The organism is Microbacterium wangchenii (assembly GCF_004564355.1).
In the GTDB taxonomy this organism is placed as follows: domain Bacteria; phylum Actinomycetota; class Actinomycetes; order Actinomycetales; family Microbacteriaceae; genus Microbacterium; species Microbacterium wangchenii.
Window position 1 is genome coordinate 583,400 of record NZ_CP038266.1, and the last position, 26,767, is coordinate 610,166.

The following is a 26,767-nucleotide window of genomic DNA, read 5'->3' on the forward strand; positions in this document are numbered from 1 at the left end:
ATCGTGGCGCAGCGCAAGGTCAACTGGTTCGCAATCGGCATCAGCATCGCCGTGGTGGTGGTGCTCATCGGCATCGGTGTCGCGGTGTGGTGGGGCAACGCCCTGGCCAACTCCGCCGGTGAGGCACCGGACAGCCCGGCGGTGGATGCATCCACCGGCGCCATCGCAGTGGGCGACGGTCCCGACACCGTCGACACGTACGTCGACTTCATGTGCCCCGCGTGCGCGTCGTTCGAGCAGGCGTACGGTCCTGCCCTCGCCGATCTCGCCGCCGACGGCACGATCACCCTCAACATCCACCCCGTCTCGATCCTCGACCGCGCCTCCGGCGGCACCGAGTACTCCACGCGGGCGGCGAACGCGGCCTACTGCGTCGCGGAGGACGACGCCGACAACGTGCTCCCCTTCGTGCAGGCGATGTACGCCAACCAGCCCAGCGAAGGCGGGACAGGCCTGACCGATGACGAGATCGTCGCGATCGCGCAGGGGGTCGGAGCATCCGACGACGTCGCCGAGTGCGTCAGCGACGGCACCTACAAGCGCTTCGTCGCCGCGATGACCCGCGAGACGCCGCTGCAGGAGGGCGCCTCCGGCGTCGCCACCCCGACGATCGTGGTCAACGGCGAGGTGCTCGCCAACCAGACCGACCTGACCGGCGACCCCCAGCGCGACATCGTCTCCCGCTTCAACTGATCGCCGAGACACCACATTCCGGCTGAAGCACCAGGCGTCGCCTGGCGTCTCACCCGGAAAGTGGTGTTTCAGCGCGAGCGGGGGTGGTGGCGCAGGGTCGCCAGCAGCGCGTGCTGGGGCGGGCGGACCGCCGGCACCCCAGCGATCCGCAGCTTGGCGTCCAGCGGGGCCGCCTGCATGGCGTCGGCGTACTCCCACCGGGCGAAGCCCCCTTCGTGTCGCCGGAGCCGGTCCTCCCGGGCCTTCTCCTTGCGCAGGACGCGGGGATCCGCCGCATCCGGCCCCGACAGGTACTTCCCGAACCCGTCGGATTCGCCGATGACCCGCTGGTCGGGGAAGTAGAAGTCGCTGCGGTCCTCCACCCCTTCGTAGTGGTACGTCTGCTGCAGGATCGGCGCCGGGAAGCCGCACCACTCGATGACGGCGCGGCTCACCGATTCGCCCACCGATTCTGCCCGGTCGTCGATCCGCGCGAAGGTCCACTCCAGCTGCGCGCGACCGCGGCGGTTCGACTGCACCTCGGCGACGAGCCGCAGGTCGTCGGCGGTGCAGGGGTCGGCCGGGTGGCGCGCGGCGGCATCGCCGACGGCGAGGGCGAACGCCGGCGGCAGGACCCGCAACAGATCCACGGCGGTGTCGGCGACCGATGTGACGATGAGGTCGCCCACCGTCATTGCGCGGCCATCGTCGCTCGCATGGATGCACACGTCGCCGTGCCGACGACCGCGGGCGCGGCCGATGTCGAAGACGTGGATGTCGCGGGGCTCGCCGAACACGGGCAGCCCGAGCAGCGCCGCGGCGGACTCGAGGCAGAAGACGGCGTCGGGATGGATGAGGCCGTAGGCGTGCACGCGGGCGAGATAGCGGTCCCACGGCGGCAGGGCGCTCCACTCGTCGGCACGCGCGTAGACGCCGGGCCGCACCCGCACGTGCGCGTTCGAGGCCCGCAGGCGGGTGCCCGTGAGGGACTCGTCGCGGACAGCGGAGAGGACGACCGGCGAGGGCCGCAGGACGCGGAGGGCGTGCGGATCGAGGAGCGACATGGCGCCATCCTCGTCCGCGGTGGACGAGCGGCCGGCCGCACGCACGATCTGTGGATCGATCGTCGGGTCCGCGGGCGGGGGAGGAGCGGCGCATCCGCTCGAAACACCACACTTCGGCTGAGACACCCGGCGACGCCGCGTGTTTCGGACGAGAAGTGGTGTCTCGGCGAAAAGCGGGCGGCGAGGGGAGCGGCGTGGGAGGGGCGGGGGCGGCGGTTTGCCGGGGGGCGCAATACCACGTATGATTGATCTTTGGTGCGTTGCGCCTTCATTGGCGTGTCACAGCACCGAATCCCCATCCACCGCAGACCGACCGGTCTGCAATGAGCGATAGCGAGTATATGGCGAAGAAAGACGGTGTCATCGAGATCGAAGGTGTCATCTCCGAGGCGCTGCCCAACGCGATGTTCCGCGTCGAGCTCAGCAACGGACACAAGGTGCTCGCCACGATCTCCGGCAAGATGCGGCAGAACTACATCCGCATCATCCCCGAGGACCGTGTCGTCGTGGAGCTCAGCCCCTACGACCTCACGCGGGGCCGGATCGTCTACCGCTACCGCTAGACCGGTCGAGAAGTAACGGCCGCGCTTCGACGAAAGCGGAGCGCGGTACGAAGACAGCGAACAGGAACATCATGAAGGTCAACCCCTCCGTCAAGCCCATCTGCGATCACTGCAAGGTCATCCGCCGTCACGGCCGGGTGATGGTGATATGCAAGAGCAACCCGCGCCACAAGCAGCGCCAGGGCTGACACCCACCGACTCACAACTCAATACACACAACGGCAGGATCAGAACCCGCAAGGGGGACACCTCGGGGCGGAGGCCCGGGCACCGATCCTGCTCCACACCTCCACAACACTCCTAGGAGAGTCGCATGGCACGTCTCGCCGGCGTCGACATCCCGCGCGATAAGCGCGTGGTCATCGCCCTGACCTACATCTACGGCGTTGGCCGTACCCGCTCGACCGAGATCCTCGCAGCCACCGGCATCAGCCCGGATGTGCGCGTCAAGGACCTGTCCGACGACCAGCTGGTCGCCCTGCGCGACTACATCGAAGGCACCTACAAGGTGGAGGGTGACCTTCGCCGCGAGGTGGCCGCCGACATCCGCCGCAAGGTCGAGATCGGTTCCTACGAGGGAATCCGCCACCGCCGCGGCCTTCCCGTGCGCGGACAGCGCACCAAGACCAACGCGCGTACCCGCAAGGGCCCCAAGCGCACGGTCGCCGGCAAGAAGAAGGCGCGCTAGGCCTCCGCCGGCGCCCCAGGATTTAGGGAGAACGCACACCATGGCACAGGCCAAGAGCGCCGCGCGCAAGCCGCGTCGCAAGGAGAAGAAGAACATCGCGCTGGGTCACGCCCACATCAAGTCGACGTTCAACAACACCATCGTCTCGATCACCGACCCCTCCGGCGCGGTCATCAGCTGGGCATCGTCGGGCGGCGTGGGCTTCAAGGGCTCGCGCAAGTCGACCCCGTACGCCGCCGGCATGGCGGCCGAGTCCGCCGCCCGTCAGGCGCAGGAGCACGGCGTCAAGAAGGTCGACGTCTTCGTCAAGGGCCCGGGTTCGGGTCGTGAGACCGCGATCCGCTCGCTGACGGCCGCCGGCCTCGAGGTCGGCTCGATCCAGGACGTCACCCCCCAGGCGCACAACGGCTGCCGTCCCCCCAAGCGCCGCCGCGTCTGACCCCTCGTCGCATGGATGCTGCGGCCCCGCTGAACGCGGCGGCCGCAGCATCCCTGAGTACAACTCAACACCTCACCCACCGCACGTGTCATATAGCGGGCACGTGATCGAAAGGAACCCATAGTGCTCATCGCACAGCGTCCCACTCTGACCGAGGAGAAGATCGGGGAGTTCCGCAGCCGCTTCGTCATCGAGCCGCTCGAGCCCGGCTTCGGTTACACGATCGGCAACGCGCTGCGTCGCAGCCTCCTGTCGTCGATCCCCGGCGCCGCCGTCACCAGCATCCGCATCGACGGCGTGCTGCACGAGTTCAGCACCATCCCGGGCGTGAAGGAGGATGTCACCGAGATCATCCTCAACATCAAGCAGCTCGTCGTCTCCAGCGAGCGCGACGAGCCCATCACCGCGTACCTGCGCAAGACCGGCGCCGGTGAGGTCACCGCCGCCGACATCTCCGCGCCGGCCGGTGTCGAGGTGCACAACCCCGAGCTGGTCATCGCGACCCTCAACGACACCGCCAAGTTCGAGCTCGAGCTGACGATCGAGCGTGGCCGCGGCTACGTCTCGGCGACGCAGAACCGCAACGAGTACGCCGAGGCGGGCCAGATCCCGATCGACTCGATCTACTCGCCCGTGCTGAAGGTCAGCTACCGCGTGGACGCCACGCGTGCCGGTGAGCGCACCGACTTCGACAAGCTCGTGCTGGACGTCGAGAGCAAGCCCTCGATGGCCCCGCGTGACGCCGTCGCGTCGGCCGGTCGCACCCTGACCGAGCTGTTCGGTCTGGCGCGCGAGCTCAACGTCGAGGCCGAGGGCATCGAGATCGGCCCGCCGCCGGTCGAGACGGTCCTCTCCAACGAGCTCGCGATGCCGATCGAGGACCTCGATCTGTCCGTCCGCTCGTACAACTGCCTCAAGCGCGAGGGCATCAACACCGTGTCGGAGCTCGTCGCCCTGTCGGAGACGCAGCTGATGAACATCCGCAACTTCGGTCAGAAGTCCGTCGACGAGGTGCGTGACAAGCTCACCTCGCTCGGTCTGTCGCTGAAGGACTCGGTGCCCGGATTCGACGGCGCCCAGTTCTACGGCGGCTACGACGACGAGACCGTCTGACCTGCGGCCCCCCGACACGAGACCTTCCAGGAGTAACTGAGACATGCCCAAGCCCACGAAGGGTCCCCGCCTCGGCGGCGGCCCCGCCCACGAGCGTCTGCTGCTTGCCAACCTCGCCGCGGCGCTGTTCACCCACCGCTCGATCAAGACGACCGAGACCAAGGCCAAGCGCCTGCGTCCCCTCGCCGAGCGCCTCATCACCTTCGCCAAGCGCGGCGACCTGCACGCGCGCCGCCGGGTGCTGAGCGTCATCGGCGACAAGGAGGTCGTGCACGTCCTCTTCACCGAGATCGCGCCGCTGGTCGCCGACCGCCCGGGTGGCTACACCCGCATCACCAAGGTGGGCAACCGTAAGGGTGACAACGCTCCGATGGCCGTCATCGAGCTCGTCCTCGAGCCGGTGACCCCCAAGGTGAAGTCGACCAAGACGTCGTCCGCGCCCGCCGCTGCCGCTCCGGCCGCCGCCGCTGAGCCGGCCGCCGAGGAGCCCACCGCGGAGGAGCCGGCCGCCGACGAGGCAGCCGCCGACGCGGGAGCCGAGTCGCCCGCTGAGGGCGAGGCTGCTGAGGCCGCCGCCGAGGATGCCGCGAAGTAACCGCTCGTCTGCACTCGATCGAGACCCCCGTCCCTGTGGACGGGGGTCTCGTCGTAGGGTGGGTCGGTGATCGATACACCCCTGTCCGCGCGCGTGCCCGCGCCCGCGCAGCTCGCCGCCCCGCAGCATCCGCAGGTGCCGGCGTGGCGCGGGGCGACCTCTGACGACATCGACGCGGTGCACGCCCTCTTCGCCGCCGCGGGCCGCGTGGATCACCCCACCTACACGGTGCCGCGCGAGGAGATCGCCGACCACTTCGCACTCCCGCACATCGATCCCGCCCGCGACACCATCCTGGGCTTCGGTGGTGACGGTGAGCTGCTGGCGGCCTCCAGCGCGATCCTGCATCCCTCCCGCGACACCGCCGCCAAGGTGATCCTGGAGGGGGCGGTGCATCCGGCGCACCGCCGCCGCGGCATCGGCACGGCGGCCCTCGCGTGGACGTACGACCGCGCGCTGCAGCACCTCGCCTCCATCGACGTGCCCATCCCCGGGGAGGTGGCGATGTACGCCGAGGAGCGCACGACGGATGCGGCGGCCATCGCCGAGCGGATCGGCCTGTCCACGGAGCGGTGGTTCACAACGATGGTCCGCGACCTGGCCGAGCCCGTCCTCGAGCGCGCGGCGCCGGAGGGGACGCGCCTGGTCCCCTACGCGCCGGAGCGGGCGATGGACGTGCTCGCCGCCCGCAACGACGCCTTCCGCGACCACTGGGGGAGCCTGCCCTCGGTGGAGGCGCCGTGGCGCGCGTTCGTGGACGGCCCGTATCTGCGCCCCGACCTGTCGACGCTGCTCCTGGAGGGCGACCGCGTCGTCGCGCTGTGCCTCGCGTCGGTCAACGAGGAGGATTGGGAGGCCCTGGGGGCGCCGAACACGTACATCGACCTCATCGGCGTGGTCCGGGACCGCCGCGCCCGCGGGTACGCCCCGACCGTGATCTCCCGCACCCTCGCCGCCGCGCGCGATGCGGGGCTGCGCAAGGCCGTGCTGGATGTCGACACCGCGAGCCCCACCGGCGCGCACGGCCTGTACGAGCGGCTGGGCTTCGCCGCCACCGACCGCTCACGCGTGCTGACGCGTCACTTCTGAGCAGAGGCGGCGCGGCGCGCCTCGGCCGCATCCACCGCCCCCGCGACCGTCTCGGCGAACACCCGCCCGCCGGCATCGCCGGGGTGGATGCCGTCGCCGGCGAGCAGGTCGGGATGCGGCGCGACGGCGCCCGACCAGTCGGCCAGCCCGACGCCGGTGACCCGGGCGAACGTCGTGAGCTCCTCGTTGACGCCGGGCACCCAGTCGCGCGGAGCGTGTGCGGTCACGAGGATGAGGATCCGCTCGGGCCCCAGGATCTCGCGCAGGCGGTGGAGCGTGGATCGCTCGATCGGCCCGTTCGTCCCCAGCGCGACGACGACGTAGCGGCGCAGCTGGCCGGTGGACTCCAGCTGCTCGAGGATCCCCGGCGCGGCGTACATCGACCGCGACACCGACGCGTCCACGTGGATGCCCGGGAACCGCTCCATGAGGGCGGGAGCCGAGGCGAGCATCACGGAGTCGCCGACCGCCGTGATCTCCGCGCCCTGCACGGGCGTGGGGGAAGGGGCCGGTGCCGGGGGCTGCTCCGGCTCGGGTGTCGCGGCAGGCGCGGCCTCCTGGGCGCGGAGCGCGTCGATGCCGGCCTGCACGGCGCTCTGCGCGGTCGTGGCGGCCGGCGCACCGGCGATCGCGGCGGTGGTCCCGCCCAGCACGAGCACCGCGCACGTCACGGCGGCCAGGGCGCCCAGGCGCCGCACCGGCCCGCCGGTGAGGGATGTCCCGAGCCGGCGCACCGCGCCGCGGAACCCGAGCCGGCGCACGGGCGTCTCCACGAGGCGGTACGACGCCTCGGAGAGAGCAGCGGTGAGGATCAGCGCCGCGAAGCCCGCCTCCACCGGCACGCCCGCCCCCGGCGCGGCCCCGGAGGCGAGGAGGACCACGAGGGGCCAGTGCCACAGGTACAGCCCGTAGGAGCGGTCGCCGATCCAGCGAAGGGGCGCCGCGTCGATGCCGCGTCCGAACTTCGAGCCCGGCCACACCCCGGCGGCGATCGCGACGGCGGTCAGCACGGATGCTGCTCCCAGCGCGCCGGGGAAGGTGGCCGCCGAGTCGGTGGCCGGCACAGTGGCCACCCATACGATGCCCGCGAGGGCGCCGCTGCCGGCCGCGGCGGCTCCGACCCGCCACGGCTGCCGCTGCATCCACGCGGGTGGATCGTGCAGGACGCGCTGCATCGCGAAGGCGAGGGCGACGCCGATGAGGATCCCGAACGCGTGCGAGTCGGTGCCGAAGTAGGCTCGCGTGACGGCGCCGTCCACGGTGACGAGGTGCGCCATCCACCACGCGGACGCGGCGGCGGCCACCAGCGCGAGCCCCACCCTGGCCGAGCGCCACGGCAGCAGCAGCACGAGCGGCAGCAGCAGCGGCCACACGACGTAGAACTGCTCCTCCACCGCGAGCGACCACAGGTTGCGCAGCAGCTCGGGAGCGGAGGACGCGAAGTAGCTCGAGCCCTCGGCGAGGGAGATCCAGTTGTAGCCGAAAGTCGCCGCCCCCAGCACCTGCGCGCCGACGCGGGCGAGCACGTCGCCCCCGACCAGCCACGCGGCGCTCGCGCACACCGTCACGACCAGCGCCAGCGCCGGCAGGAGCCTGCGGGCGCGCCGCGTCCAGAACGCGCCCAGGGCGATCCGCCCCGTGCGCTCCCGCTCGCCCAGCAGCAGCGTCGTGATGAGGAAGCCACTGATCACGAAGAACACGTCGACGCCCACGAAACCACCCGCGAAGACCCATCCGGGGAACAGGTGGTAGACGATCACGAGGGCGACCGCGACGGCGCGGAGCCCGTCGAGCCCGGCGAAACGCGCGGGGCGGGGCGGAGCAGGAGGGGTCATAGAGGCGTGCGGGTCACAGTCGCGGCCGGGGGACATGCCAGTCTAGACGAGGCGCCCGAGGCGTCCGATTAGGCTGAACGGGTGCGCATCCGTCTCGACATCGCCTATGACGGCATGCACTTCCGGGGCTGGGCGGCCCAGCCGGGGCTGCGCACCGTGCAGGGCACACTCGAAGACGCGCTGGCCCGCATCCTCGGCACCGCGCCCCGCCTCGTGGTCGCCGGTCGCACGGATGCCGGAGTGCACGCGACGGGACAGGTGGCCCACATCGATCTCGACGAGCAGCAGCGCCTGCGCCTGCCGCGCGGGCGGCGGGACGGCGATCCGGTGGCCGCGCTGGCCGGTCGCCTCCGCGGCGTCCTGGGCGCATATCCCGATGTCACGGTGCGCCGCTCGACGCCTGCCCCCGAGGGGTTCGACGCGCGCTTCTCGGCGGTGTGGCGGCGGTACCGCTACCGCCTGGCCGACGGCGCGAGCGACTACGACCCGCTCGAACGTCACCGCACGACCACGGTGCGCAGCGTCCTGGACGAGGCGGCGATGGATGCTGCGGCCCGCTCGCTCATCGGCCTGCACGACTTCGCCGCCTACTGCAAGCCGCGCGAAAAGGCGACGACGATCCGCACGCTGCTGGATTTCCGGTGGGAGCGCGATGCCGCGGGCGTGCTCGTGGCGGAGGTGAAGGCCGACGCGTTCTGCCACAGCATGGTGCGCGCCCTCGTGGGCGCGTGCGCCGCCGTGGGCGAGGGGCGCCTCGCCGTGGGCGAGGTGGCCGCCATCCGGGATGCGGGGGAGCGCACGGCGCAGACGAAGGTCCTGGCCGCCCGCGGGCTCACCCTCGTCGAGGTGGGGTACCCCGCCGCCGAGCTGCTGGCCGCGCGGGCGGAGCAGACCCGCAACCGCCGCGACGCGGAGTGAGCGTCCTCCGGGAACGCTGAAGGATCGGTGTCAACCGCACCCGGGACGGCGCCGCGTATGCGAGGGTGGAGTCGTCATGAGGGTCATCTCGTACAACCTGCGCAAACACCGAGCCGCCGGAGAACTGGTCGATCTGGTCGAGGGGCACAGTGCCGACGTCCTGTGCCTGCAGGAATGCGACACCACCGACATGCCCGAGGAGATCGGCGGGCTGCGCCTGGCGGATTCGACGCAGCGCAACCGTCTGGGACTCGCCGTCTACTACCGGGCCAACACCTTCCGCCCCGTGGAGGTGCGCGCCCTGGCGCTGAAGAAGTCGCTGCACGACTACGTGCTCAAGCCCGCAGAGGAGCGCCTCCTCGGCGTGCGCCTGCACGACATCGACCACGGCCGTGACATCGTCGTCGCCTCCTTCCACGCGGCCCCGCTGACGGCGCTGAATTCGCTTCGCCGCCACCAGATCCGCACCGCCCTGGCCGAGCTGGAGAACCTCGGGGAGGGCCTTCCCGCCCTCATGGTCGGGGACTACAACTACCCCGTCTTCAAGGAGTACCTGGGGCAGAAGGTGCGTGCCCAGGGGTACGAGCTGACCCTGAGCGATGCCCGCACCTACACGCGCTACCGCTTCTTCCGAGGGCACTACGACTTCGCCACGTCGTACCTGTTCGACATCGAGCACATCCGTACGCTGCCGCAGGGTTCCAGCGACCACCTGCCGATCCTCGTGACGGCGGAAGTGTCGGCCGGCCGGGCGGCTGCTGTCGCCTGACCGCCGGCGCGGGCGCGTGGATTACGCCGCGTCGCGGCGGCGCCGCACGACGGCGGTGGCCACGGCCACGGCTCCGCCGGCCAGCGCCAGCGCCCCGCCGCCGATCCAGATGCCCAGGTACGGGCCGAAGTCCGCGCCGGTGGCGGAGAGGCCGTTGACGGTCACCGTGACGGTGTCACCCGGTGAGGAGGCCGTGAAGACGGCGATCGTGTAGGCGCCGCGCGCGTCGGCGGGGAAGGTGATCCGCACCGGATCCAGGCCGCCCTGCGCGTTGGTGACGGCATCCCGGTACGTCGCGGTCGACACCGCGGCGCGGACCATTCCGAACGTCGCTCCGGCGCCGTTCTCGCCCGTCACCGTGATGGTGGCCGGCTCGTTCGCCGCGAAGGTCCCGTCGGCCACCGAGAGCGTCGCGCTGCCACCGGGTTCCACCACGGCGCTGGAGACGCTCGCGGCGTCCTCGGCCGGGTAGGCCAGCGCGGCGGCGGGGACGGCGAACACGGCGCCGGCTGCCAGAGCCGCGACGGCGACGAGACGGGGGAAGAACTTCTTCATCGGGCCGCTTCCGGGGGAGGGGGTGGTGCCGCGAGTGCGTGCCTCATTGTCCCGTAGGCGTGCACCCCGGAGCAAGTTCGGCGGATTCCACGTCGCGCATGGTGGGCGTCACGACGGCTTCGAGCACCGGCGTGGCGGGCGTCCGCACGCGCAGGGTGACCGTCGCCTCCTCGCCCGGCAGCAGATTCGTCGCCCACGTGAGCACCCGCCGGCCCTCGTGCATCCCGCCGCCGAACCCGGTGGAAGGCTGCGACGCGGTGCCCCCCGGCTGGGCGGCGACGATCTCGGCCCCCTCCGGCAGGTAGAGGTAGGCGACGGTCTCGGTCGTGCCGGCGGGCGTGCCGAGGGCGCCGCCGCCGGTGATGTACTCGGGCAGGGTGGCCGCGTCGGCGGGGGCGTCGCTGCGCAGCCGCACCGACAGCAGGGCGTCGGGGGAGCCTTCCGTGTCGGTGCACCAGCCGACGGATGCGGCGACGTTCATGTAGTAGTCCATCTTCGAGCCGGTGCCGTCGTTGAGGTACACGCCGAATCGCGTGGCCTCCGCATCCGTCTCGGGCAGCCGGCCCTGCAGGCTCGTGCCGTCGAGGATCGCCTGGTCGGCCTCGTCGGCGTTCCACAGGTAGAGGCGCTGCTCGCTGCCGGCGCGCGCGAGGGCGTCGACGAGCTTGACCGGATCGGCCGTGCCGGAGGTGAGCGTGCCGAAGACCGCGGCCGTGGCGGCGGCGAAGAACGCGTCCTGGTCGGCGGGCACCTCGTAGCGCTGGTAGACCTCGTTCAGCAGCAGTGGCACGGCGCTCTCAGCCGAAAGCACGTCGCCGGTGGGGAGGGTCACCGGTCCGGTGGCCTCCAGCAGGTACGACAGCGTCACCGGATCGACCGCGACGACGCCGCTGAGCAGGCCGCCGAACTCGCGCTGCCACATCTCGCGGGCGAGAGGGGCGCCGACGGTGAAGTCGGGGATCTGCGTGACGTTCTGCACGTACTGCGCGGGGCGCAGGGCGTAGATCTCCTCGAGCTCGGGAGACAGGGGCAGCACAGGCTCGGCGTACCGCCGGAAGTCGCGCGTGGACCCCTGTGCGCTGAGCGAGATGCGGCCGTCCTCGGTGCGGACGACGGCCATCGCCCCGGCGATGCCGCCGAGCGAGCGCCACTCGGCGTTGTTCTGGAAGAGCACGAGGTAATCGCGGGGGCCCTCCGCGCCCAGCATGGCCGGCATGAGCGCGGTCGCGCGCCCCAGCGCGTCGGCACCGGTCGCGACGTCGGCGAAGAGGGTCTGCACCTCGGCGACCGGTTCCCGCAGCGGCGCGAGCAGGTTCTCGGGCTGGATCCGCGCGACCTCCTCGGATGCGGCCGCCAGGCGTTCGGCGCTCGCGACGGCCGGCTCGTGCAGGTCGGCGAGGGCGGCGATGTCGAAGCGGCCCTCCTGCGGGCGCAGCGAGTCGACGGAGAAGGACGTGGCGACCTCGGCCAGCGGCGCGATGGCGGTGGTGGCGACCTCGTCGGCGGTGCGGGTGAGGGTGGCGACGGCATCCAGCTGCGGCCCGATCCAGGGGAGCCCCGCCGCGAGCGCCCACACGGGGTCGCCCGTGAGCGCCCTGGCCGCGGAGGTGTGCTCGGAGATCCGGTCGATGACCTCCGCCGCCTGCGCCGGATCGGACAGCGCCTGCTGGGCATCGGCGGCCGCCGCGCGCGCGTCGGCGACGTGGCCGTAGGCCATCGCGCCGCGCACGCCGATCCACAGACCGCCGAGGAGGAGGACGGCGACGAAGGCGGCCAGAAGCCCCGCGACGACGCGACCCGCGACCCGGCGTGAGGTGCTCACGGGGTATTCGGTCACTCGATCACCCTAGGCGAGCCGCCGCGCGCTGGTCGACGCGCGCAGGAGGGCGCGGCGGCTCCCCCTAGACTGACGGCGTACGACGAAGGGTGCCCCATGGTCCGATCAACCCGTCGCCGCGCAGCGGTGGGCGCCGCGTTCGTTCTCACCGGCGTTCTGTCGCTGACGGCATGCGGCCCGGCCCCGTGGGCGGGCGGGGCGGGCGGAACCTCCGCGCCGCCGAGCCCGACGCGCACGGCCGCGGTCGTGCCGCAGCCCGTGCCGAACGACCTCTCCAGCGGATCGACGGAGCGCGCGCTGCAGGCCGGCGCCGTCGCGGCGGCCGTGAACTACTGGTCCACGCTGTCGATGGACCAGTGGACCCCGACCGCGCTGAAACCCGTCAGCCTGTCGCTCACGACGACGGTCACCCCCGACGACGGCCAGCAGGTGGGCCTGCAGCGCGTGTCGATGATCGCGGTGCCGGCGAACCCGACCGAGACCTTCGCGCCGCTGGAGGCGCAGCTGGACCAGTCGAACCAGACGGCGGGGTACCCCGTGCTCGCGCCGTACAGCTACTCGCAGACGTTCAACATCGGCGAGGTGCCCGCCGCCGCCACCCACGTGACGCTGCAGTTCACGTACGAGTTCCTCGTGCAGACCACGCCCACCTCGGCCGAGTACGCCAAGCAGACCACGACCGACGCGGTGCGCGTGGCCATCGCCGGCGGAGGGGTCGCACCGGCCTCGGAGGACTGAGGCTACGCGCCCACGCGCTGCCAGCGGTCGCCGCCGCCCTCGGATGCCTCCTCCGAGGCCTGCTGGGCATGGACGAGCAGCGTCTGGAAGTCGTATCCCACGACGTCCGCCGACGCCCACCCCACGCTCGCCGACAGCTGCACCGCCATCGGCTGCGCAGCATCCAGCTCGGTGATCGCCCGCAGCATCCGGCTCACGTGATCGCGCAGGACCGGCCCGGGGCGCGACACCAGCACCGCGACGCGTTCGCGTCCCTCCCGGCCCATGTCCGCCTCCGCCGGGAACGACGCACGAACGGTGTGCTCGAACCGCTCGATGATCTGCCCGAACAGGGCTTCTCCCGCGGCGGCGCGGATGTCGTCGGGATCGTCCAGTCGCACGACGAGCATGGCCCACGACGTCTCGCCGGCCTCGCGGGCGCGCGCCAGACGGTCGGCCGCGGTGACGGTGAACTGGGGCCAGGAGGCGGCGGTCTGCACGCCCACCGGTGACACGGTGGTGAAGAACAGCAGCGTGACCGTCGCGCACACGAGGTAGATCAGCATCCCGAGGGTGTTGAGCAGGCGCACGAAGGAGAGGTCGTCGACCGAGCCCGTCGGGTGGAACAGGCCGGCGATGAGGATGAAGAAGGCCAGCAGGACGAAGCTCCCGGACACGAGCACGAGGGGGACCACCAGCCGCTCGTGCCGATCGGGAGAGCGGCGGATCTCCAGCAGCGTCAGGCCGGCGAAGATCGACGCGAGGAAGAAGTCCACGCGGAAGATGAGGTTGTAGAACTCGGTGTGCGAGCCCAGCCACAGGCCGAGGGCCGACAGCACCGAGATGGCCGCCGCGATCCAAGGGAGGGCGGGAACGCGGCGGCGGGCCCGGAAGCCCGACCAGATCAGGGCGGGTGCACCCAGCAGCACGCCCAGGCCGATGCGCCGTACCGGTTCGTTTCCGAGCGCCTCGCCGGCCAGGCTCACCCACGTGCTGACCATGGCGAGGACGAAGGCGAGCGACCACAGCAGCGACGCGCGCGAAGGCCGCTGGAGGAAGCCCAGGCCGATGATCATGACCGTGCCCAGGGTGGCGACGGTGGCTTGCGCGATCCCGAGGTTGGCGGTGGCGATCGAATTCAGATCGCCGGTCATTCGCCGCGCCCCGCCGGCAGCGTGATGGTCACGGTCGTGCCGGTGCCCTGTTCGCTCTCCAGGTGCAGCGTGCCGCGGTGCTCCTCGATGATGGTGCGGAGGATCCCCATGCCCAGCCCCGTGCCGGGTGTCGAACTCTCCCGTGCGGTGCGCGCACGGAAGTAGGGGTCGAAGATGCGGGGGAGCTCGTCGGCGGCGATGCCGATGCCGGTGTCGGTGACCACGACCACGACGTGACCGACCTCAGCCCGCGCGGAGATGCGCACCGATCCGCCCCCCGGCGTGTACTTGATGGCGTTGCTGAGCACGTTGTCGACGGCCTGACGCAGACGGAACGCGTCTCCGCGCACCTCCAGCGACGGCGGTGCGTCGACGCTCACGCGCACGCGGCGGCCATCGGCGGCGGGGCGGAACGATTCGACCGAGGCATCCAGGATGCGGCGGATGTCGATGGAGGAGGCGTCCGTGTGATCGCGCGCCTCCGCGCGGGACCCGGCGAGGATCTCGGAGATGAGGGTCTGCATGCGCTCGGCGGCGCTGTCGATGACCTCCAGCTGCTCGCGCGTCTTGGCCGGCAACTGGTCCGACTCCAGTGCGAGCTCGGCGTGTCCCATGATCGCGGTGAGGGGGTTGCGCAGTTCGTGGGAGACCACCGCGGCGAGGCGTTCGCGGGCGCGCTCGGCCTCGATGAGGGCCGTGACGTCGTGGACGATGAGGAGCGTGCTCTCGGGCTCGTCGCCCGCCGGCGTCAGACGGCGCGTCGAGACCGACAGGGCATGCCATTCGCCGTCCGTGTCGAACAGCCACACCCGCTCGTCCTCGAACAGCTCGCCGCGAGCCGCGCGGGCGAAGGGGCGATCGAGTTCGGGCAGGGGATCGCCGCGCAGCGCGGAGTACTCCACGGAGCGGCCGGGTCGCTTGGGGTCGTCCCGGTCGATCGCGTACAGCGACACGTACGTGTCGTTGAGGGCCAGCACCTCGCCGGCGCGGGAGAGCCGCGCGATGCCGGTGTCCAGGCCGTTGAGCATCTGCGACACGCGCCGCTCCTGCCCGCTCACGCGGGCGAGCGTGCCCTGGAGGCGGCCGGCCTGCCTCCGCAGGAGCTGGCGGAACGCGCGGCTCTGCCGCGCGGCGAGATACGTGGTCAAGCCGATGAAGGTCAGGGCGAGGAGCACCACCATGAGGCGCACGACGTCGTGGGTGCCGGGTCCGGTGAGGGTGCCGTCGAGGATGATGACGCCGGCGACCATCGCGAGGGCGCCCAAGAGGGCGGGCAGGGCGAAGTACGTCGCGATCCACGTGATGGGGAAGACCCAGAAGAAGCCGAACTGCAGGTCGCTCTGCAGGACGAGGAAGCTCACGCCGATGAGGTCGCCGAAGGGCACGAGTGCGATGTACTCCCGCGGCACGCGGCGCCACGGGACGGCCAGGCAGGCGGCGGTGAGGGCGATGATGATCGCCACACCCGTGGAGAAGGTCCACACCCCGAACAGCGCCGGTTCCAGCGCCTGCACGACCAGCACGGTGACCACGACACTCGCGGCGAGCACGAGCTGGAGCAGCCAGATCGACCGTGTGCGGTTGTCGGCGAGGCCGCCGCCGTCGGGGCCGTCCGGTGCGGTGTCGGCAGGCGACGTGGCCGGGAGGCTGTTCACGGCTGCCATAGCTCTGAGTCTAGTGACCGCGGGTCCAGGGGCCGTGGTGTATTCTCCTAGGCGCCATCCTGTCTCTGCTCCGCCGGCCGCCCGTTTCGGGTCCGCCGACCGGCAGATTCCCCCTGAGGCCTGCACTGCGCAGCGCGGTGGTCACCCGCCCGTACCCGCTGTCGCGCGGTCCGTCCTCAGGAGCATGCAGTGAACACTCGACCGATCCGTCCCTCTCTCCGTGCTGCCGCGATCGCAGTCACTCTCGTCCTGGCCGGGGCAGCGCTCACCGGTTGCACGCAGGTGGTCGACGCCTTCAACACGCTCTCCGGAAACCCCGCGCCCCGGGTCGTCGCGCCGACGACGGTTCCGTCGCCGGAACCCACCTCGTCGGCGATCGCCTTCGACTCGATGTTCACCTACAACGGCTCCGTGTCGTTGACCAGCGAGATCGCCGACGAGCTCGAACTCGTCCTGGACGTGTGGGCGGTGGACTCCCGCCGCACCCAGGAGTGGACGCCTGAGGCGCCCAAGACGTTCGGTTTCGCCGTGAACGTCGTCGACCACCGCGTCGACGAGAAGGCCGTGCTGGCCGAGAAGCGCCGCGTCTACATCTCCAGCATCTCCATCTCCTCCAGCACCGCTCAGACCTCCGGCCAGGTGCAGTCGCCGTTCCGCTTCAGCGCGGACCCGCGCACGCTCGTCCCGCAGGACACCATCCGCTCCGACCGCGGGCTGCTGCTGAACACGTTCCAGGGCGGGCTGCACGTGCCGGAGACGACGATCCACCAGCTGCCCCAGGACACCTACGGCATCACGCTGGAGTTCGCGATGAACGTGTGGGTGGAAGGCGCCGCCGACACCGACACGTCCTTCGCGCAGCAGTCGGTCTACCAGTACCTGCCGATCGCCATCCACCCCGGCGGAGCCGCGGGCTGAGCCTGCTCGGTCGGAATCCAGGCGGTCTTGAGGGAATCTTGCGGTTGCCCTTTCGCCGCGTGCGGGGTACCTCGCGGCACGTGCGTCAATCTGTGAGTGCCGGGCAGGGGGATCCCCCGCAGGACCAGGAAGTAGAACCGTGAACGCACCGCGTACGAACCTCGCACCCGTCGCATACGCCCCGTCGTATGCGGCCGAGCCGGTGCGTCCCGGCACGGAGATGGACCTCGCCGACGACTTCTCCTCTGTCCTGGAGAACAGCACCGGTCACCGTTCGACCATCGGATGCATCATCCCCGCGTACAACGAGGAGGACTCGATCGCCGCGGTGATCGAGGGTCTGCTGAGCCAGACGCGCGTGCCCGACGTGATCCACGTCGTGGTCAACAACACCTCGGACAACACCGTCAAGATCGCCTCCGAGTACAGCGGCCCCCACGAGATCGTCACCGACCTGGGCGAGCAGTTCACCGAGGTCTTCGTGCACGACATCGGAAAGAACCCCGACAAGAAGGTCGGCGCGCTCAACTACGGCTACTCGCTCGTGGAGGGCTACGACTACCTCCTGGGCGTGGACGGCGACACCATCGCCGACACCAAGGCCGTCGAGTACCTGGAGACCGAAGCGGTCTCCGACTCCCGCATCGGCGGCATCTCCGCCATCTACTCCATCGATGACCGGCCCATGAAGGGCCTCATCGCGAAGTTCCTCACCGCCGGTCAGCGCACGCAGTTCGCCGCCTTCAATCTGCAGAACCTCCTGCGCGGGCGCAACATGGCCGTGCTCGGAGGGCAGTTCTCCATCTTCGCCACCAACGCCCTGCGCGACGCGATGAAGCAGAACCACCAGAGCACGCCGTGGGTGCGCGACTCCGAGGTGGAGGACTCCCTGCTGTCGCTGCAGATCAAGAGCGCCGGCTACCTCACCAAGATCAGCCCCTACGCCCGCGCGGACGTGGGCGGGATGACGACCCTGTCGGCGTACGACGCGCAGCAGGTGAAGTGGACCTACGGCGCCATCGAGCTCATGTGGCCGGGCCAGCGCGGCGACACGAAGGGCCAGCCGTTCCACCCCAACCTGCGGCTGCGCTGGTTCGAGAACTTCGGCATGCTGACGAACCTCTTCGTGCGCGTGGCGTTCTTCACGCTGCTGGCCGGCTCGCTCTCGATCGACGCGTTCATCTTCTCCCCGTTGTGGCTCGTGCCCCCCGTGATCGCCATCCTCCTGAACGTGCGCATCGCCCGCACGATGCAGAACTGCAACGGCCGCGACCTCCTGTTCGCCGCGACGTTCATCCCGGCGGAGATCTTCATGTGGATCCGCATCAGCCACTTCGTCCGCTCGTGGACCCGCTTCCTCTCCCGCAAGCAGGTCGACAACTGGGCGATGCAGGCCAAGGCCGAGAAGGGTGGCGGGCTCGGGCACTGGGCGCCCTTTCTCGTGCTGCTGGCCGTCGCCGTCGCGATGGCCGTCATCTGGAACCTCGTGGGCCCGGTCACGCAGTCCTCGATCCTGTGGATCGGGTGGCCCATCGTCGGTGTCGTCACCGTCCTGCAGACCCTGCTCATGTTCGGAAAGCTCATCCGTCGCCACCACGGATACAAGGTCTGACGCGCCCGAACGCGTCGGAAAGACGGATGCTCCGGTCCTGGGGAGGGCCGGAGCATCCGTGCATCGCGCCGTGGCGCGGTACAGCTACGGGGCGACGAGCTCCGACGTGAGCCGGTAGCCCACGCCGCGCACGGTCTCGATGTACCGCGGGGTCGTCGGGTTGTCGCCGAGCTTGCGCCGCAGGTTCGTCATATGCGCTTCGATCGCGCGCTTGTCGGCCTCGCCGACGAAGTAGCTCGTGACGTAGGACTCCCCGCGCAGCACGAGGGTCAGATCCGCCTTGCTGCGCACGCGTCGCTTGGACTCGAGGAGGGTGGCGAGCAGGTCGAACTCCGTGCGGGTGAGCTCGAGTTCGCGTCCGCCCAGCAGCACGATCCGGCTGTCGGGGTCGAGCTGCAGGTCGCGGTGCACGAGCCAGTTCGCCGGCGCGGGGGCCACCTCGCCGACCGCGCGCGGCGCGAGGTCGGTGCCGGGGGCGGCCTGCGGCTCCGGACCCTGCGTCGCGGGGACGATGACCGGCGCCTCCTGCGTCGCCGCTGCGGCGGGAGCGTACTCCTCCGGCCGCACGACGGGGACGCTCTGCGTGGCCGGGCGCGCTCCCGGGAACGAGGGCCCGACGGGGCCTTGGCGCGGCGCGCTGACCGCTCCGCTGCGCGGTCGGCGCAGCAGCGCTTCGATGCGGGCGCGGAGCTCGCGAGGACGGAACGGCTTCACGACGTACTCGTCGGCGCCGGCGCCCAGACCCAGCACGACGTCGGCCTCGTCCTCGAGCCCGGTGAGCATGATGATGTAGGTGTCGGACTGGGCGCGGATGCGGCGGGCCGCTTCGAACCCGTCGATGCCCGGCATGTTGACATCCAGCGTCGTGATGAGCGGCTGGTAGGCGATGACGGCCCGCACTCCATCGATGCCGTTTCCCACCGAGACGGTGGAGAAGCCGGCCGACTCGAGCACCTCGACCAGGAGGTGCCGGATGTCGGGATCGTCCTCGACGATCACGGCGGTCTTGTGCGCGTCCGCGGAGTCGCTCATCCTTGTTTTCGCCTCACTCGATCCACCGCTGGGTCGTGCGCCATCCTCGCACACTTCGAACGATGCGTTGTGCGCGGCGACCTCATCGCACCTCGCGGGTGAGCTCGACCGCCGCGCGCGGCCACCACGCCCCCGCGGCCGGTCCGCCGTTGCACTCGCCGTCACTTTCACCCGGCGGTTTGATCCACAGATTCGTGTCCACGACGCCGTCGCCGTAGGTGCCGCCGGGCTCGCCGACGAGCCGCCCGGGAGGGTTGCACCACTCCGCTCCGCCGGGTCCGTCGCCGTTGCGGGACGTGTCGATGATCGCGTGAGCGCCTCCCAGCAGCCCCGACAGTTCGTGGGCGTAGGTGAATTCCGCCGAGGTCGTCTGGTAGTTGGACACGTTGGTCGCAAAGCCCCGTACGCGGTCGAGGACGCCCACGCCGCGGATGAGGTCGGCCATCTGCTCGGCGGGAAGCCAGCTGGAGTGGCCTCCGTCGAGGTAGATCCACGTGTCGACGCCGGTCATCGCGTCCACGGCGCCGGCCAGCTGTCGTCCGCGGTCGGCGACGTTGCCGCACTCGGGGGCGAGCGCGAGGCTGTCCGGCTCCAGGACCACGATCTTCTGCACGTCGCGCGCATTGCGCAGTGCCTCGCCGATCCGCTGCGTCCACGCGGCGTAGGCCTGTTCATCCAGCCCGCCGGCGGAGTGGTTGCCGCAGTCGCGACCGGGCAGCCCGTAGACGACCACGGCGAGAGCAGCGTCCTGCTCGCGCGCCTCTGCGGCCAGGTGCGCGATGCGGTCCCACACCTCGTCGGCGGGCTCGAGCTCGGGGGTGAGCCAGTACGCGGTGGGCTGGGCGGCGAGATACTCCGTCGCGGCGATCTCCGCCGCGGTGGTCGGCTCACCCTCGGCGATCGCGTGGGCGGCTTTGGACTCGTCCGGCACCACGATGACCGTGTCGACGGCAGGTGGACGGGCGGAGAGCATCTGGAAGAAGGCCTGCGTGTGAGTGGCGACGAGGACGATGGCGGCGATGAGACCCGCGACGGCGAGGGAGGACCCGCCCACGAGGAGGATCCGCCGGAGACGCCGACGGTTCGCCGGTGGCGAGGTCGGTCTCATCATCACTTGGACTCTAGCCGAGTGGCCGGCCGCGCGCCCGACAGGAAAAGCCCCCGACGGCGGATGAAAGATCCACGCCGGCAGGGGCTTCGCGACCGGTGCCGGGTCGCTTCCACGAGTATACAGAGCGTGTCCCCCGTTCGGGGGACAGGGTCCCCCCTCTGTGGATAAGCCCGCGGGAATGGTTAGGCGCCGCCGTTGGGTACGCTCGGAACGTGGGAAAACTGATTTACACCGGGCTCGGATACTCGTTCGATATCGAGGATCGTGCGCTCGCCCACCTCCGGGTGATCTTCATGAACAAGCTCCGCCGGGGTGAGCCCTTCATGTTCCACCACACCGCCGGCGACGGCAGCGGCACCCGCAGCTCGTGGATCCATCCCTCGATCCCGGTGGTCTTCCACTTCTACGGCAGTCGCGCGCCCGTGCTGAACCGCCGCTGGGTCGACGACCTCATGCGCGAGGCGAACGGTCCGAACGGACTGACGATCATCCCCGAGCCGGACCCCGATTCGCCGGTGATGCCCGAGCGCGCCTAAGCGCACTCCTGGTCGACGGCCTCCCGCACGCGGTCGAGGAACTGCGCGACGTGCTCGGCTTCGGCGGGGGACAATTCGCCGGCGAACTCCCGGATGCGGGCGCTGAGCGGATCGACGTCGGTGAGGTCGATGTCGCGGTCGAAGGGGACGACGTACTTGCTGCGCCGATCCGTCGGGTTCGACGTGAAGGCGACGAGACCGCCGGCGTGAAGGCGGTCGAGCATCCCCGTGACGGATGCGGTGGAGACGCCGAGGTGCTGCGCGATCCCCGTGGGGGTGACCGATTCGCCCTCGTCGGTGCATTCGAGGATGTAGCGCATGGCGGCTCGCGCGTTCTCGCTGGGGCCGCACGCATTCTGGCGGCGGCGGGCCAGTCGCGACTCCGATTGCCGGAGTCGTTCGACGGCCCGTACGGCCTCGGCGATCGCGTCGCCGGTGTCCGTGGTGGTCACCTGCATCCTTCCGTCGGGCGGAGCTGGGAACGGTGAAGCTCCCATTGTAGTTAGGGAGGGTGATTACTCACCAGGTGAGCTTTCTCAACGCCGACAAACATGAGACGTTCCTCATCCAGTTGCCTGATTGCTAGTTTGCCTAGTAACGTGCTGAGTAATAAATCAATCGTCTGACATTCAATCGTCTGACCGGCAGAGGGGACCGCACCGCATCATGGGACAACTGTTCTACGGCAACGCAACCCAGCCCATCGAGATGCCAGACCGGCTGCTCGCCCACGTCAAGGTGGTCACCGCGACCAAGCTCCGCCGCGGCGAGAGCTTCACGCTCTCCTGGCGGCACCCCGAGGACATCCCCGGTGGGCGCTCGACCATCTGGCTGCACCCGTCGATCCCCCTGCGATTCGTCTTCTCCAGCGCCGAGCCCGAGATGCTCAACCCTGCTTTCCTGAAAGACCTGGCCAACGCCGCCAACTCCTCCGGCGGCCTCTCCGTCGACCTCAACATGCCGGTGCCGGTGAACGACGAGGTTTCGACGCCGCCGGCCCGCGTCCCCGTCGGGGCGCGGGCCGCCTGACGCGGCCCCGGTGGGGACGGGACGGGCTTCTTGGGGGAGCCCGAGACGTCGCTGTCAAGCCCATCGATCGGGGGCGATGGTCGAGGGATGGTGGGGTACGCGAAGAAGCAGAAATACGGAGCATCCCATGTACTCCTCGCAAGAGCCGTGGCGGCGGCCCGTGGAGATTCCGCACCGCCCCCCACTGCAGTACAGCACCGCACGCCAGCGGGAGTGGGTCACCGCGACCGACGACGACGAGCCGCCGCCCGCGAATCCCGGGCATTCCCGTGTGATGTGAGCGGTGCGGTGGACGTCGGCCGGTCGGGGCAGTCGGCCGACGGCCACGCATCGCGCCCGTCGCTGCGAAGCGACTCGGCGATCATCCTGCCCCGCCGCCCGCGCAGCCGCGAGAGGCCGCGGGTGAGGATCCTCTCATCTGCGCTGGGCATAGCGGTGGCTCTGGCCCTCGTCGCGCTCGCCCCGGCGTGCGCTCCTGCGGCGGGGACCTCCGCGCCTCCGTCCCCCCGCGCCGCCGCACCGCCGCCCGCCGCGGAAGGCGCCGTGCGCATGGCCGTGGTGGGGGACTCGATCAGCGAGGGCGATAGTGCGGACTTCGCCGGAGGCGACTTCGGCGAGCTGTCGTGGCTGCCGTGGGCGCTGGATGAGCGGGTGGTCTTCGCCGGGGGATGGGCGGTGTCGGGCGCCCTCACCGAGGCGATGGCGGAGAACGTGCGGCCCTACGACGCCGACGTGCTCGTGATCCTCGGCGGGACGAACGACGTGGCCCTGGGCGTCGACCTGCGTGACACCGAGCGCCACCTCGTCCGGATCGCCGAGACCGCCGGCGTGGATCGGGTCGTGCTCGTCGGTGTGCCGCCCATCGATTTCGCCGCCGACGCGGTCGATTCCTACAACGAGGACCTGCGGCAACTCGCCGCCGAGCGCGGGTGGGAGTTCGCCGACGCCGCCGCGGCGCTGCGTACTTCCGACGACACGTACCGCGAAGGCCTGACGTGGGATGGCGTCCATCCCACCGTCGATGGCGCACGACTGCTGGGCGAGGCCATCCGGGCCCACGTCCTGGAATGAACCACAGAGGAGATCGCATGCGCACATTCGCCCGCTGGATGCTGGGGGGCGCGATGCTGTTCGCGGGCCTGAGCCATCTGTTCTGGGCCCGGCGCGACTTCCAGGCACAGGTGCCCGACTGGGCCGCGGAGGTCGTGCCGCTGGACAAGGACGACGTCGTGCTGGCCTCGGGGGTCGTCGAGATGGCATTCGGGGCGGCCCTGATCGCCCTGCCGCGCGAGCGCCGCACGATCGGCGCCGCCCTCGCCGCCTTCTTCCTCGCCGTCTTCCCCGGCAACATCGAGCAGTGGCGCAAGCGCCGGTCGGCGTTCGGGCTCGACACCGACCGGAAGCGCTTCATCCGCCTGTTCTTCCAGCCCGCGCTCGTCGCGTGGGCATGGTGGTCGACGCGCTAGCAGCTTTCGAAGAAGTAGCCCGCGTCGGAGGGAGACACCAGCCCCCGATCGCGCAGCACGACCGACTGGGGCACCGCGGGGTCGGCGCACACCTCATCGAAGCGACGGGGAAGCGCATCGGTGTACTCGATGTCGAGCACGTGCGGCCCGTAGACGGCTTCGTACGCGTCGCACTCCTGGAAGGCCGCGCACTCCTCCGTGATGGCGAAATCGAAGCCGGCATCGTGGGAGAACCGTTCGGCGTGTTCGGCGGCGTTCTTCTGCGCCGCCGCCAGCCCCGCCCGGTGGGCGGCGGCGACCAGCTCAGCGGCCAGTGCGACGTTGTCGTCGACGGTGAGGGCGCCGCCGGAGCGGGCGAACGTGTCGAGATTGTCGAACTCGACCGCGTCGAACCCGGCGTCGGCGCACTCCTGGATCCACGGTGTCACGACGGCCGCGATCTCCGCTCTGCGTTCCGGCGTCGAGACATCCAGCAGGATCTCATCCGGCCACTGCGGGTCGACGACGGGTGCGTCCTCGCGCCGGAGCAGCGCGTCGACCGGCCACTCGTCCGCCTCTCCCGGTTGCGTCTGGAAGCCGTTGACGTAGCAGATCGAGTATCCGCCCTCCAGCGGGGCCGCCGACCGGTCGCGCACGACCACCTCCACGCCGCCGGGCGGCGGGTACGCCCCGCCGAGCTGGTAGTCGAACGCGGCGCCCGCGGGGGGAGGAGCCGGCGCGGGGGAGCCGGGCGCGCTGCATCCGGCGACGAGCAGGGCGACGGCCGGCACGGCCGCCGCCCGCCAGAACGACGCTCTCATCGACCCATCATGGCTGGGCGTCCTCGCGGCGGAGGGTGCGCGTGCGCAGGAGGCTCGCGACCGTCGCCACCAGGATCGTCGCGCCGATGAACAGCAGCGAGAACCAGATGGGGATCTCCGGCGCCCACTCCACGCCCCGGCCGCCGTTGATGAAGGGCAGCTCGTTGACGTGCAGGGCGTGGAGCACGAGCTTGACGCCGATGAAGCCCAGGATGACCGCGAGCCCCTGGGAGAGGTAGATGAGGCGCTCCAGCAGGCCGCCGATGAGGAAGTACAGCTGGCGCAGCCCCATGAGCGCGAACGCGTTGGCGGTGAAGACGATGTAGGCCTGCTCGGTGAGGCCGTAGATGGCGGGGATGGAGTCGACGGCGAAGATGAGGTCGACGAACCCGATCGTGATGATGGTCAGCAGCATCGGGGTGACGAAGCGCCGTCCGTCTCTGACGACCGTCAGCCGGTCGTGGTCGTACTCGTCGGTGACGGCGAGGTGGCGCCGGACGAAGCGCATGATCCGCCCGTCGGCCGGGTTCCCGTCGCCGTGCGCGAACGCCTGCCGGTAGGCCAGGAACAGCAGCAGTGCGCCGAAGACGTAGAAGATCCACGACAGGTTCTCGATGAGCGCCGCGCCGATGGCGATGAAGCCACCGCGGAGGATGAGGGCGATGACGATGCCGATCATCAGCACCTTCTGCTGGTAGATCCGCGGTACCGCGAAGCCGGTCATGACGATGAGGAACACGAAGAGGTTGTCGATCGACAGCGCCTTCTCGGTGAGGTAGCCGGCGTAGTACTCGCCGCCGAAGTCCCACCCCCACACCAGGCCGATGACGAGGCCGAAGAGGAGGGCGAGGCCGATGTAGAACGCCGACCAGCGCGCCGATTCCCCGATGCTCGGCTCATGCGCCTTGCGGACGTGCGCGAAGAACTCGTAGACGAAGAACGCGACCGTGACGGCCAGGGTGATGCCCCAGACCAGGGGGGTGACATGCATGGGGTCTCCAGAGAGGTAGGCGTTGCCGAACGCCAAGGTCTCCTCCATCCCGGTGGAACCGGGCCGGCGGGCCGGGACGCTGCCTCGAGTCCGTATTGACGGGTCCGCCGCTGGTGGGAGTACTCCCCTTGCTGTCCGTCGAGAGTACCCGACGCTGCGGCACGCTAGGGCCGCGACGCCTGCCACGCAACCCCGGGAAGCCGTGAGGTGCGGCGCCTAGCATGGCGCCTATGTCGGATTCCCGGGTCGTCGTGATCGGCGGCGGCAACGCCGGACTCTCGGTGGCGGGGCGGCTGAAGCGCTCCGGCATCCGTGAGGTCGTGGTCATCGAACCGCGGGAGATGCACGTGTTCGCGCCGCTGCAGTCGCACATCGCCGGCGGTGCCGCGCTCGCCGAGGACGCGGTGCGGCCGCAAGGGCAGGTGACACCGCGCGGCGTGCAGTGGATCCGGGATGCCGCGGTGGACATCCGGCCCGAGGCGCGCGAGGTCGTCCTGGCCTCAGGGGCGACGGTCACCTACGACCAGCTCGTGGTGTGCCCCGGCATCCAGATGAACTGGACCGCCGTGGGGGGCCTGGCCGAGGCCATGCGGACGCCGGCCGGCGTGTCGAACTACGACCTCGCGCTCGCCGCGAAGGCCTCGCCGCTGCTGCGGGATCTGCGTGGGGGCACCGTCGTGTTCGTGCAGGCCGCGGACACCACCACGTGCCCCGGCGCCGCGCAGAAGCCGATGTATCTGGCGTGCGCGTGGTGGCGCGCGGTCGGCGTGCTCGACCGCATCCGCGTCGTCCTGGTCACACCGGAGGCGACCCCGCACGGGATCCCCGCCATCGACGCCGAGCTGCAGCGCAAGATCGACGAGTACGGCATCGAGGTGCACTACGGCATGCACCTGCTGTCGGTGAACCCGTCGGCGCGCATGGTCACGATCGGGCGGGGCGATGTCACCGAGACCCTCTCCTACGACGTGCTGCACGCCGCGCCGCCGCAGAGCGCTCCCGACTGGCTCGCCGCCACCTCCCTGGCCCGCCCGGCGGCGGAGGGCGGCTGGCTGCGGGTGAATCCCGAGACGCTGCAGCACCGGGATCATCCCGACGTGTGGGGCCTGGGCGATGCTGCCGACACCACCTCGTACCGCTCCGGCGGCGCGCTGCGGCGTCAGGCCAAGGTGCTCGTGCGAAACCTCCTCGCCGTCTCGCGCGGACAGGAGCCGCGAGCGCGCTTCGACGGCTACTCGGTCTGCCCCTACACGGTCAGCCGGCGCACGGTCGTGTTCGCGGAGTTCGACCGCAGCGGCCGGCTCGCCCCCAGCGTCCCGTTCTGGCGGACGCTGTTCCGCGAGCGGCGCCTGTCGTGGATCGCCGACCGTCGCGTGCTCCCGTGGGTGTACTGGCACATGATCCTCAAAGGACGCGCCTGATCTAGTACCTTCTGAGCTATGCCAAGCCGCAGGGGAAAATCTCGCTCCCGGGTTCCCGTCCGTTCGCCGTACCGTCAGCCGGTGTGGCTCATCGTCGGGGTCTCGATCATCGCGCTCGGCACGATCGTGCTCGTGATCGCCGCCTTCCTCACCTTCGGGCGCTGACGGTCACAGCGCAT

The 26,767-nt window shown here is 70.6% G+C and carries 31 protein-coding genes; 20 read left to right on the forward strand and 11 right to left on the reverse strand.

Annotated features, from left to right (window positions below; genetic code table 11):
- Positions 1-3: 3 nt before the first annotated feature.
- On the forward strand, positions 4-693 hold the full coding sequence (locus tag E4K62_RS02795) for a DsbA family protein (RefSeq protein ID WP_135063355.1): 690 nt from the start codon (positions 4-6) through the stop codon (positions 691-693).
- A 68-nt stretch (positions 694-761) separates the two neighbouring features.
- On the opposite strand, the gene E4K62_RS02800 is transcribed toward E4K62_RS02795, so the two are convergent.
- Complete coding sequence (locus tag E4K62_RS02800; protein ID WP_135063357.1) at positions 762-1,736, reverse strand: hypothetical protein; 975 nt, start codon at positions 1,734-1,736, stop codon at positions 762-764.
- Between the two features lie 341 nt (positions 1,737-2,077).
- On the opposite strand from E4K62_RS02800, the gene infA reads away from it, so the two are divergent.
- From infA to E4K62_RS02835, 7 genes are all read left to right on the forward strand, one after another.
- On the forward strand, positions 2,078-2,299 hold the full coding sequence (infA, locus tag E4K62_RS02805; protein ID WP_017201569.1) for a translation initiation factor IF-1: 222 nt from the start codon (positions 2,078-2,080) through the stop codon (positions 2,297-2,299).
- Between the two features lie 71 nt (positions 2,300-2,370).
- Positions 2,371-2,487, forward strand: a complete 117-nt coding sequence (gene rpmJ, locus E4K62_RS02810) for a 50S ribosomal protein L36 (RefSeq protein ID WP_005050492.1) — start codon at positions 2,371-2,373, stop codon at positions 2,485-2,487.
- A 125-nt stretch (positions 2,488-2,612) separates the two neighbouring features.
- Positions 2,613-2,987, forward strand: a complete 375-nt coding sequence (gene rpsM / locus E4K62_RS02815) for a 30S ribosomal protein S13 (RefSeq protein WP_135063359.1) — start codon at positions 2,613-2,615, stop codon at positions 2,985-2,987.
- Between the two features lie 40 nt (positions 2,988-3,027).
- A complete protein-coding gene (gene rpsK, locus E4K62_RS02820) occupies positions 3,028-3,426 on the forward strand; it encodes a 30S ribosomal protein S11 (RefSeq protein ID WP_023954078.1) in 399 nt (132 codons plus the stop codon).
- 123 nt (positions 3,427-3,549) lie between these two features.
- Positions 3,550-4,539: a DNA-directed RNA polymerase subunit alpha gene (locus tag E4K62_RS02825; protein WP_135063361.1), complete on the forward strand. Its 990-nt coding sequence runs from the start codon at positions 3,550-3,552 to the stop codon at positions 4,537-4,539.
- Between the two features lie 43 nt (positions 4,540-4,582).
- On the forward strand, positions 4,583-5,134 hold the full coding sequence (gene rplQ / locus E4K62_RS02830; RefSeq protein WP_135063363.1) for a 50S ribosomal protein L17: 552 nt from the start codon (positions 4,583-4,585) through the stop codon (positions 5,132-5,134).
- Between the two features lie 66 nt (positions 5,135-5,200).
- Positions 5,201-6,223, forward strand: a complete 1,023-nt coding sequence (locus tag E4K62_RS02835; protein WP_135063365.1) for a GNAT family N-acetyltransferase — start codon at positions 5,201-5,203, stop codon at positions 6,221-6,223.
- Here E4K62_RS02835 and E4K62_RS02840 read toward each other — a convergent pair.
- Positions 6,214-8,058, reverse strand: a complete 1,845-nt coding sequence (locus tag E4K62_RS02840) for an acyltransferase family protein (RefSeq protein WP_135063367.1) — start codon at positions 8,056-8,058, stop codon at positions 6,214-6,216. The genes E4K62_RS02835 and E4K62_RS02840 overlap by 10 nt on opposite strands.
- Positions 8,059-8,139: 81 nt before the next feature.
- On the opposite strand from E4K62_RS02840, the gene truA reads away from it, so the two are divergent.
- Together truA and E4K62_RS02850 are read left to right on the forward strand one after the other, a co-directional pair.
- Positions 8,140-8,976 carry a tRNA pseudouridine(38-40) synthase TruA gene (truA, locus tag E4K62_RS02845; protein ID WP_135063369.1) on the forward strand — a complete coding sequence of 279 codons (837 nt, stop codon included), beginning with the start codon at positions 8,140-8,142 and terminating at the stop codon, positions 8,974-8,976.
- 76 nt (positions 8,977-9,052) lie between these two features.
- Entirely contained in the window at positions 9,053-9,745 is a 693-nt protein-coding gene (locus E4K62_RS02850; protein ID WP_135063371.1) for an endonuclease/exonuclease/phosphatase family protein, read from the forward strand.
- Between the two features lie 21 nt (positions 9,746-9,766).
- Here E4K62_RS02850 and E4K62_RS02855 read toward each other — a convergent pair whose 3' ends face one another.
- Positions 9,767-10,300, reverse strand: coding sequence for a cell wall protein (locus tag E4K62_RS02855; protein ID WP_135063373.1), 534 nt, complete (start codon positions 10,298-10,300; stop codon positions 9,767-9,769).
- Between the two features lie 43 nt (positions 10,301-10,343).
- Positions 10,344-12,137: a DUF4012 domain-containing protein gene (locus E4K62_RS02860; RefSeq protein ID WP_240742794.1), complete on the reverse strand. Its 1,794-nt coding sequence runs from the start codon at positions 12,135-12,137 to the stop codon at positions 10,344-10,346.
- A 96-nt stretch (positions 12,138-12,233) separates the two neighbouring features.
- On the opposite strand from E4K62_RS02860, the gene E4K62_RS02865 reads away from it, so the two are divergent.
- Positions 12,234-12,875 carry a hypothetical protein gene (locus E4K62_RS02865; RefSeq protein WP_240742795.1) on the forward strand — a complete coding sequence of 214 codons (642 nt, stop codon included), beginning with the start codon at positions 12,234-12,236 and terminating at the stop codon, positions 12,873-12,875.
- A 2-nt stretch (positions 12,876-12,877) separates the two neighbouring features.
- Here E4K62_RS02865 and E4K62_RS02870 read toward each other — a convergent pair whose 3' ends face one another.
- Together E4K62_RS02870 and E4K62_RS02875 are read right to left on the reverse strand one after the other, a co-directional pair.
- Positions 12,878-14,008, reverse strand: a complete 1,131-nt coding sequence (locus E4K62_RS02870; RefSeq protein ID WP_135063375.1) for a diguanylate cyclase domain-containing protein — start codon at positions 14,006-14,008, stop codon at positions 12,878-12,880.
- Positions 14,005-15,672, reverse strand: a complete 1,668-nt coding sequence (locus E4K62_RS02875; RefSeq protein WP_135063377.1) for a sensor histidine kinase — start codon at positions 15,670-15,672, stop codon at positions 14,005-14,007. Before E4K62_RS02875 ends, E4K62_RS02870 begins: the two co-directional genes overlap by 4 nt.
- Positions 15,673-15,861: 189 nt before the next feature.
- Here E4K62_RS02875 and E4K62_RS02880 point away from each other — a divergent pair, with 189 nt between their 5' ends.
- Positions 15,862-16,590, forward strand: coding sequence for a fructose 1,6-bisphosphatase (locus E4K62_RS02880; protein WP_240742796.1), 729 nt, complete (start codon positions 15,862-15,864; stop codon positions 16,588-16,590).
- A gap of 220 nt (positions 16,591-16,810) precedes the next feature.
- The gene (locus tag E4K62_RS02885) at positions 16,811-18,202 is read left to right on the forward strand and encodes a glycosyltransferase family 2 protein (protein WP_135070768.1); all 1,392 of its coding nucleotides are present in this window, start codon (positions 16,811-16,813) and stop codon (positions 18,200-18,202) included.
- 84 nt (positions 18,203-18,286) lie between these two features.
- On the opposite strand, the gene E4K62_RS02890 is transcribed toward E4K62_RS02885, so the two are convergent.
- Together E4K62_RS02890 and E4K62_RS02895 are read right to left on the reverse strand one after the other, a co-directional pair.
- Entirely contained in the window at positions 18,287-19,234 is a 948-nt protein-coding gene (locus tag E4K62_RS02890; protein ID WP_135063379.1) for a response regulator transcription factor, read from the reverse strand.
- A gap of 82 nt (positions 19,235-19,316) precedes the next feature.
- A complete protein-coding gene (locus E4K62_RS02895) occupies positions 19,317-20,345 on the reverse strand; it encodes a glycoside hydrolase family 6 protein (RefSeq protein WP_240742797.1) in 1,029 nt (342 codons plus the stop codon).
- Between the two features lie 212 nt (positions 20,346-20,557).
- Between E4K62_RS02895 and E4K62_RS02900 the strand changes: the two genes are divergently transcribed.
- Complete coding sequence (locus E4K62_RS02900; protein ID WP_135063381.1) at positions 20,558-20,881, forward strand: DUF7882 family protein; 324 nt, start codon at positions 20,558-20,560, stop codon at positions 20,879-20,881.
- On the opposite strand, the gene E4K62_RS02905 is transcribed toward E4K62_RS02900, so the two are convergent.
- The gene (locus E4K62_RS02905) at positions 20,878-21,333 is read right to left on the reverse strand and encodes a MarR family winged helix-turn-helix transcriptional regulator (RefSeq protein WP_167747711.1); all 456 of its coding nucleotides are present in this window, start codon (positions 21,331-21,333) and stop codon (positions 20,878-20,880) included. The two genes, E4K62_RS02900 and E4K62_RS02905, sit on opposite strands and share 4 nt — an antisense overlap.
- A gap of 214 nt (positions 21,334-21,547) precedes the next feature.
- Between E4K62_RS02905 and E4K62_RS02910 the strand changes: the two genes are divergently transcribed.
- The 4 genes from E4K62_RS02910 (at position 21,548) to E4K62_RS02920 (ending at position 23,376) form a co-directional block, all read left to right on the forward strand.
- Positions 21,548-21,910 (forward strand): DUF7882 family protein, encoded by a 363-nt coding sequence (locus E4K62_RS02910; RefSeq protein ID WP_135063385.1) that lies wholly within the window; start codon positions 21,548-21,550, stop codon positions 21,908-21,910.
- 127 nt (positions 21,911-22,037) lie between these two features.
- Positions 22,038-22,190 carry a hypothetical protein gene (locus tag E4K62_RS18640; RefSeq protein WP_167747712.1) on the forward strand — a complete coding sequence of 51 codons (153 nt, stop codon included), beginning with the start codon at positions 22,038-22,040 and terminating at the stop codon, positions 22,188-22,190.
- 122 nt (positions 22,191-22,312) lie between these two features.
- Positions 22,313-22,981, forward strand: a complete 669-nt coding sequence (locus E4K62_RS02915; RefSeq protein WP_167747713.1) for an SGNH/GDSL hydrolase family protein — start codon at positions 22,313-22,315, stop codon at positions 22,979-22,981.
- Positions 22,982-22,998: 17 nt separating this feature from the next.
- A complete protein-coding gene (locus tag E4K62_RS02920) occupies positions 22,999-23,376 on the forward strand; it encodes a DoxX family protein (RefSeq protein WP_135063389.1) in 378 nt (125 codons plus the stop codon).
- Here E4K62_RS02920 and E4K62_RS02925 read toward each other — a convergent pair.
- Positions 23,373-24,176, reverse strand: a complete 804-nt coding sequence (locus E4K62_RS02925) for an endo alpha-1,4 polygalactosaminidase (protein ID WP_135063391.1) — start codon at positions 24,174-24,176, stop codon at positions 23,373-23,375. The two genes, E4K62_RS02920 and E4K62_RS02925, sit on opposite strands and share 4 nt — an antisense overlap.
- Positions 24,177-24,183: 7 nt before the next feature.
- A complete protein-coding gene (locus tag E4K62_RS02930; protein ID WP_135063393.1) occupies positions 24,184-25,167 on the reverse strand; it encodes a TerC family protein in 984 nt (327 codons plus the stop codon).
- A gap of 230 nt (positions 25,168-25,397) precedes the next feature.
- Here E4K62_RS02930 and E4K62_RS02935 point away from each other — a divergent pair, with 230 nt between their 5' ends.
- Both E4K62_RS02935 and E4K62_RS18645 read left to right on the forward strand, forming a co-directional pair.
- Positions 25,398-26,588 carry an NAD(P)/FAD-dependent oxidoreductase gene (locus E4K62_RS02935; RefSeq protein ID WP_374108165.1) on the forward strand — a complete coding sequence of 397 codons (1,191 nt, stop codon included), beginning with the start codon at positions 25,398-25,400 and terminating at the stop codon, positions 26,586-26,588.
- 18 nt (positions 26,589-26,606) lie between these two features.
- Complete coding sequence (locus tag E4K62_RS18645; RefSeq protein ID WP_167747714.1) at positions 26,607-26,753, forward strand: hypothetical protein; 147 nt, start codon at positions 26,607-26,609, stop codon at positions 26,751-26,753.
- Positions 26,754-26,767: the final 14 nt, after the last annotated feature.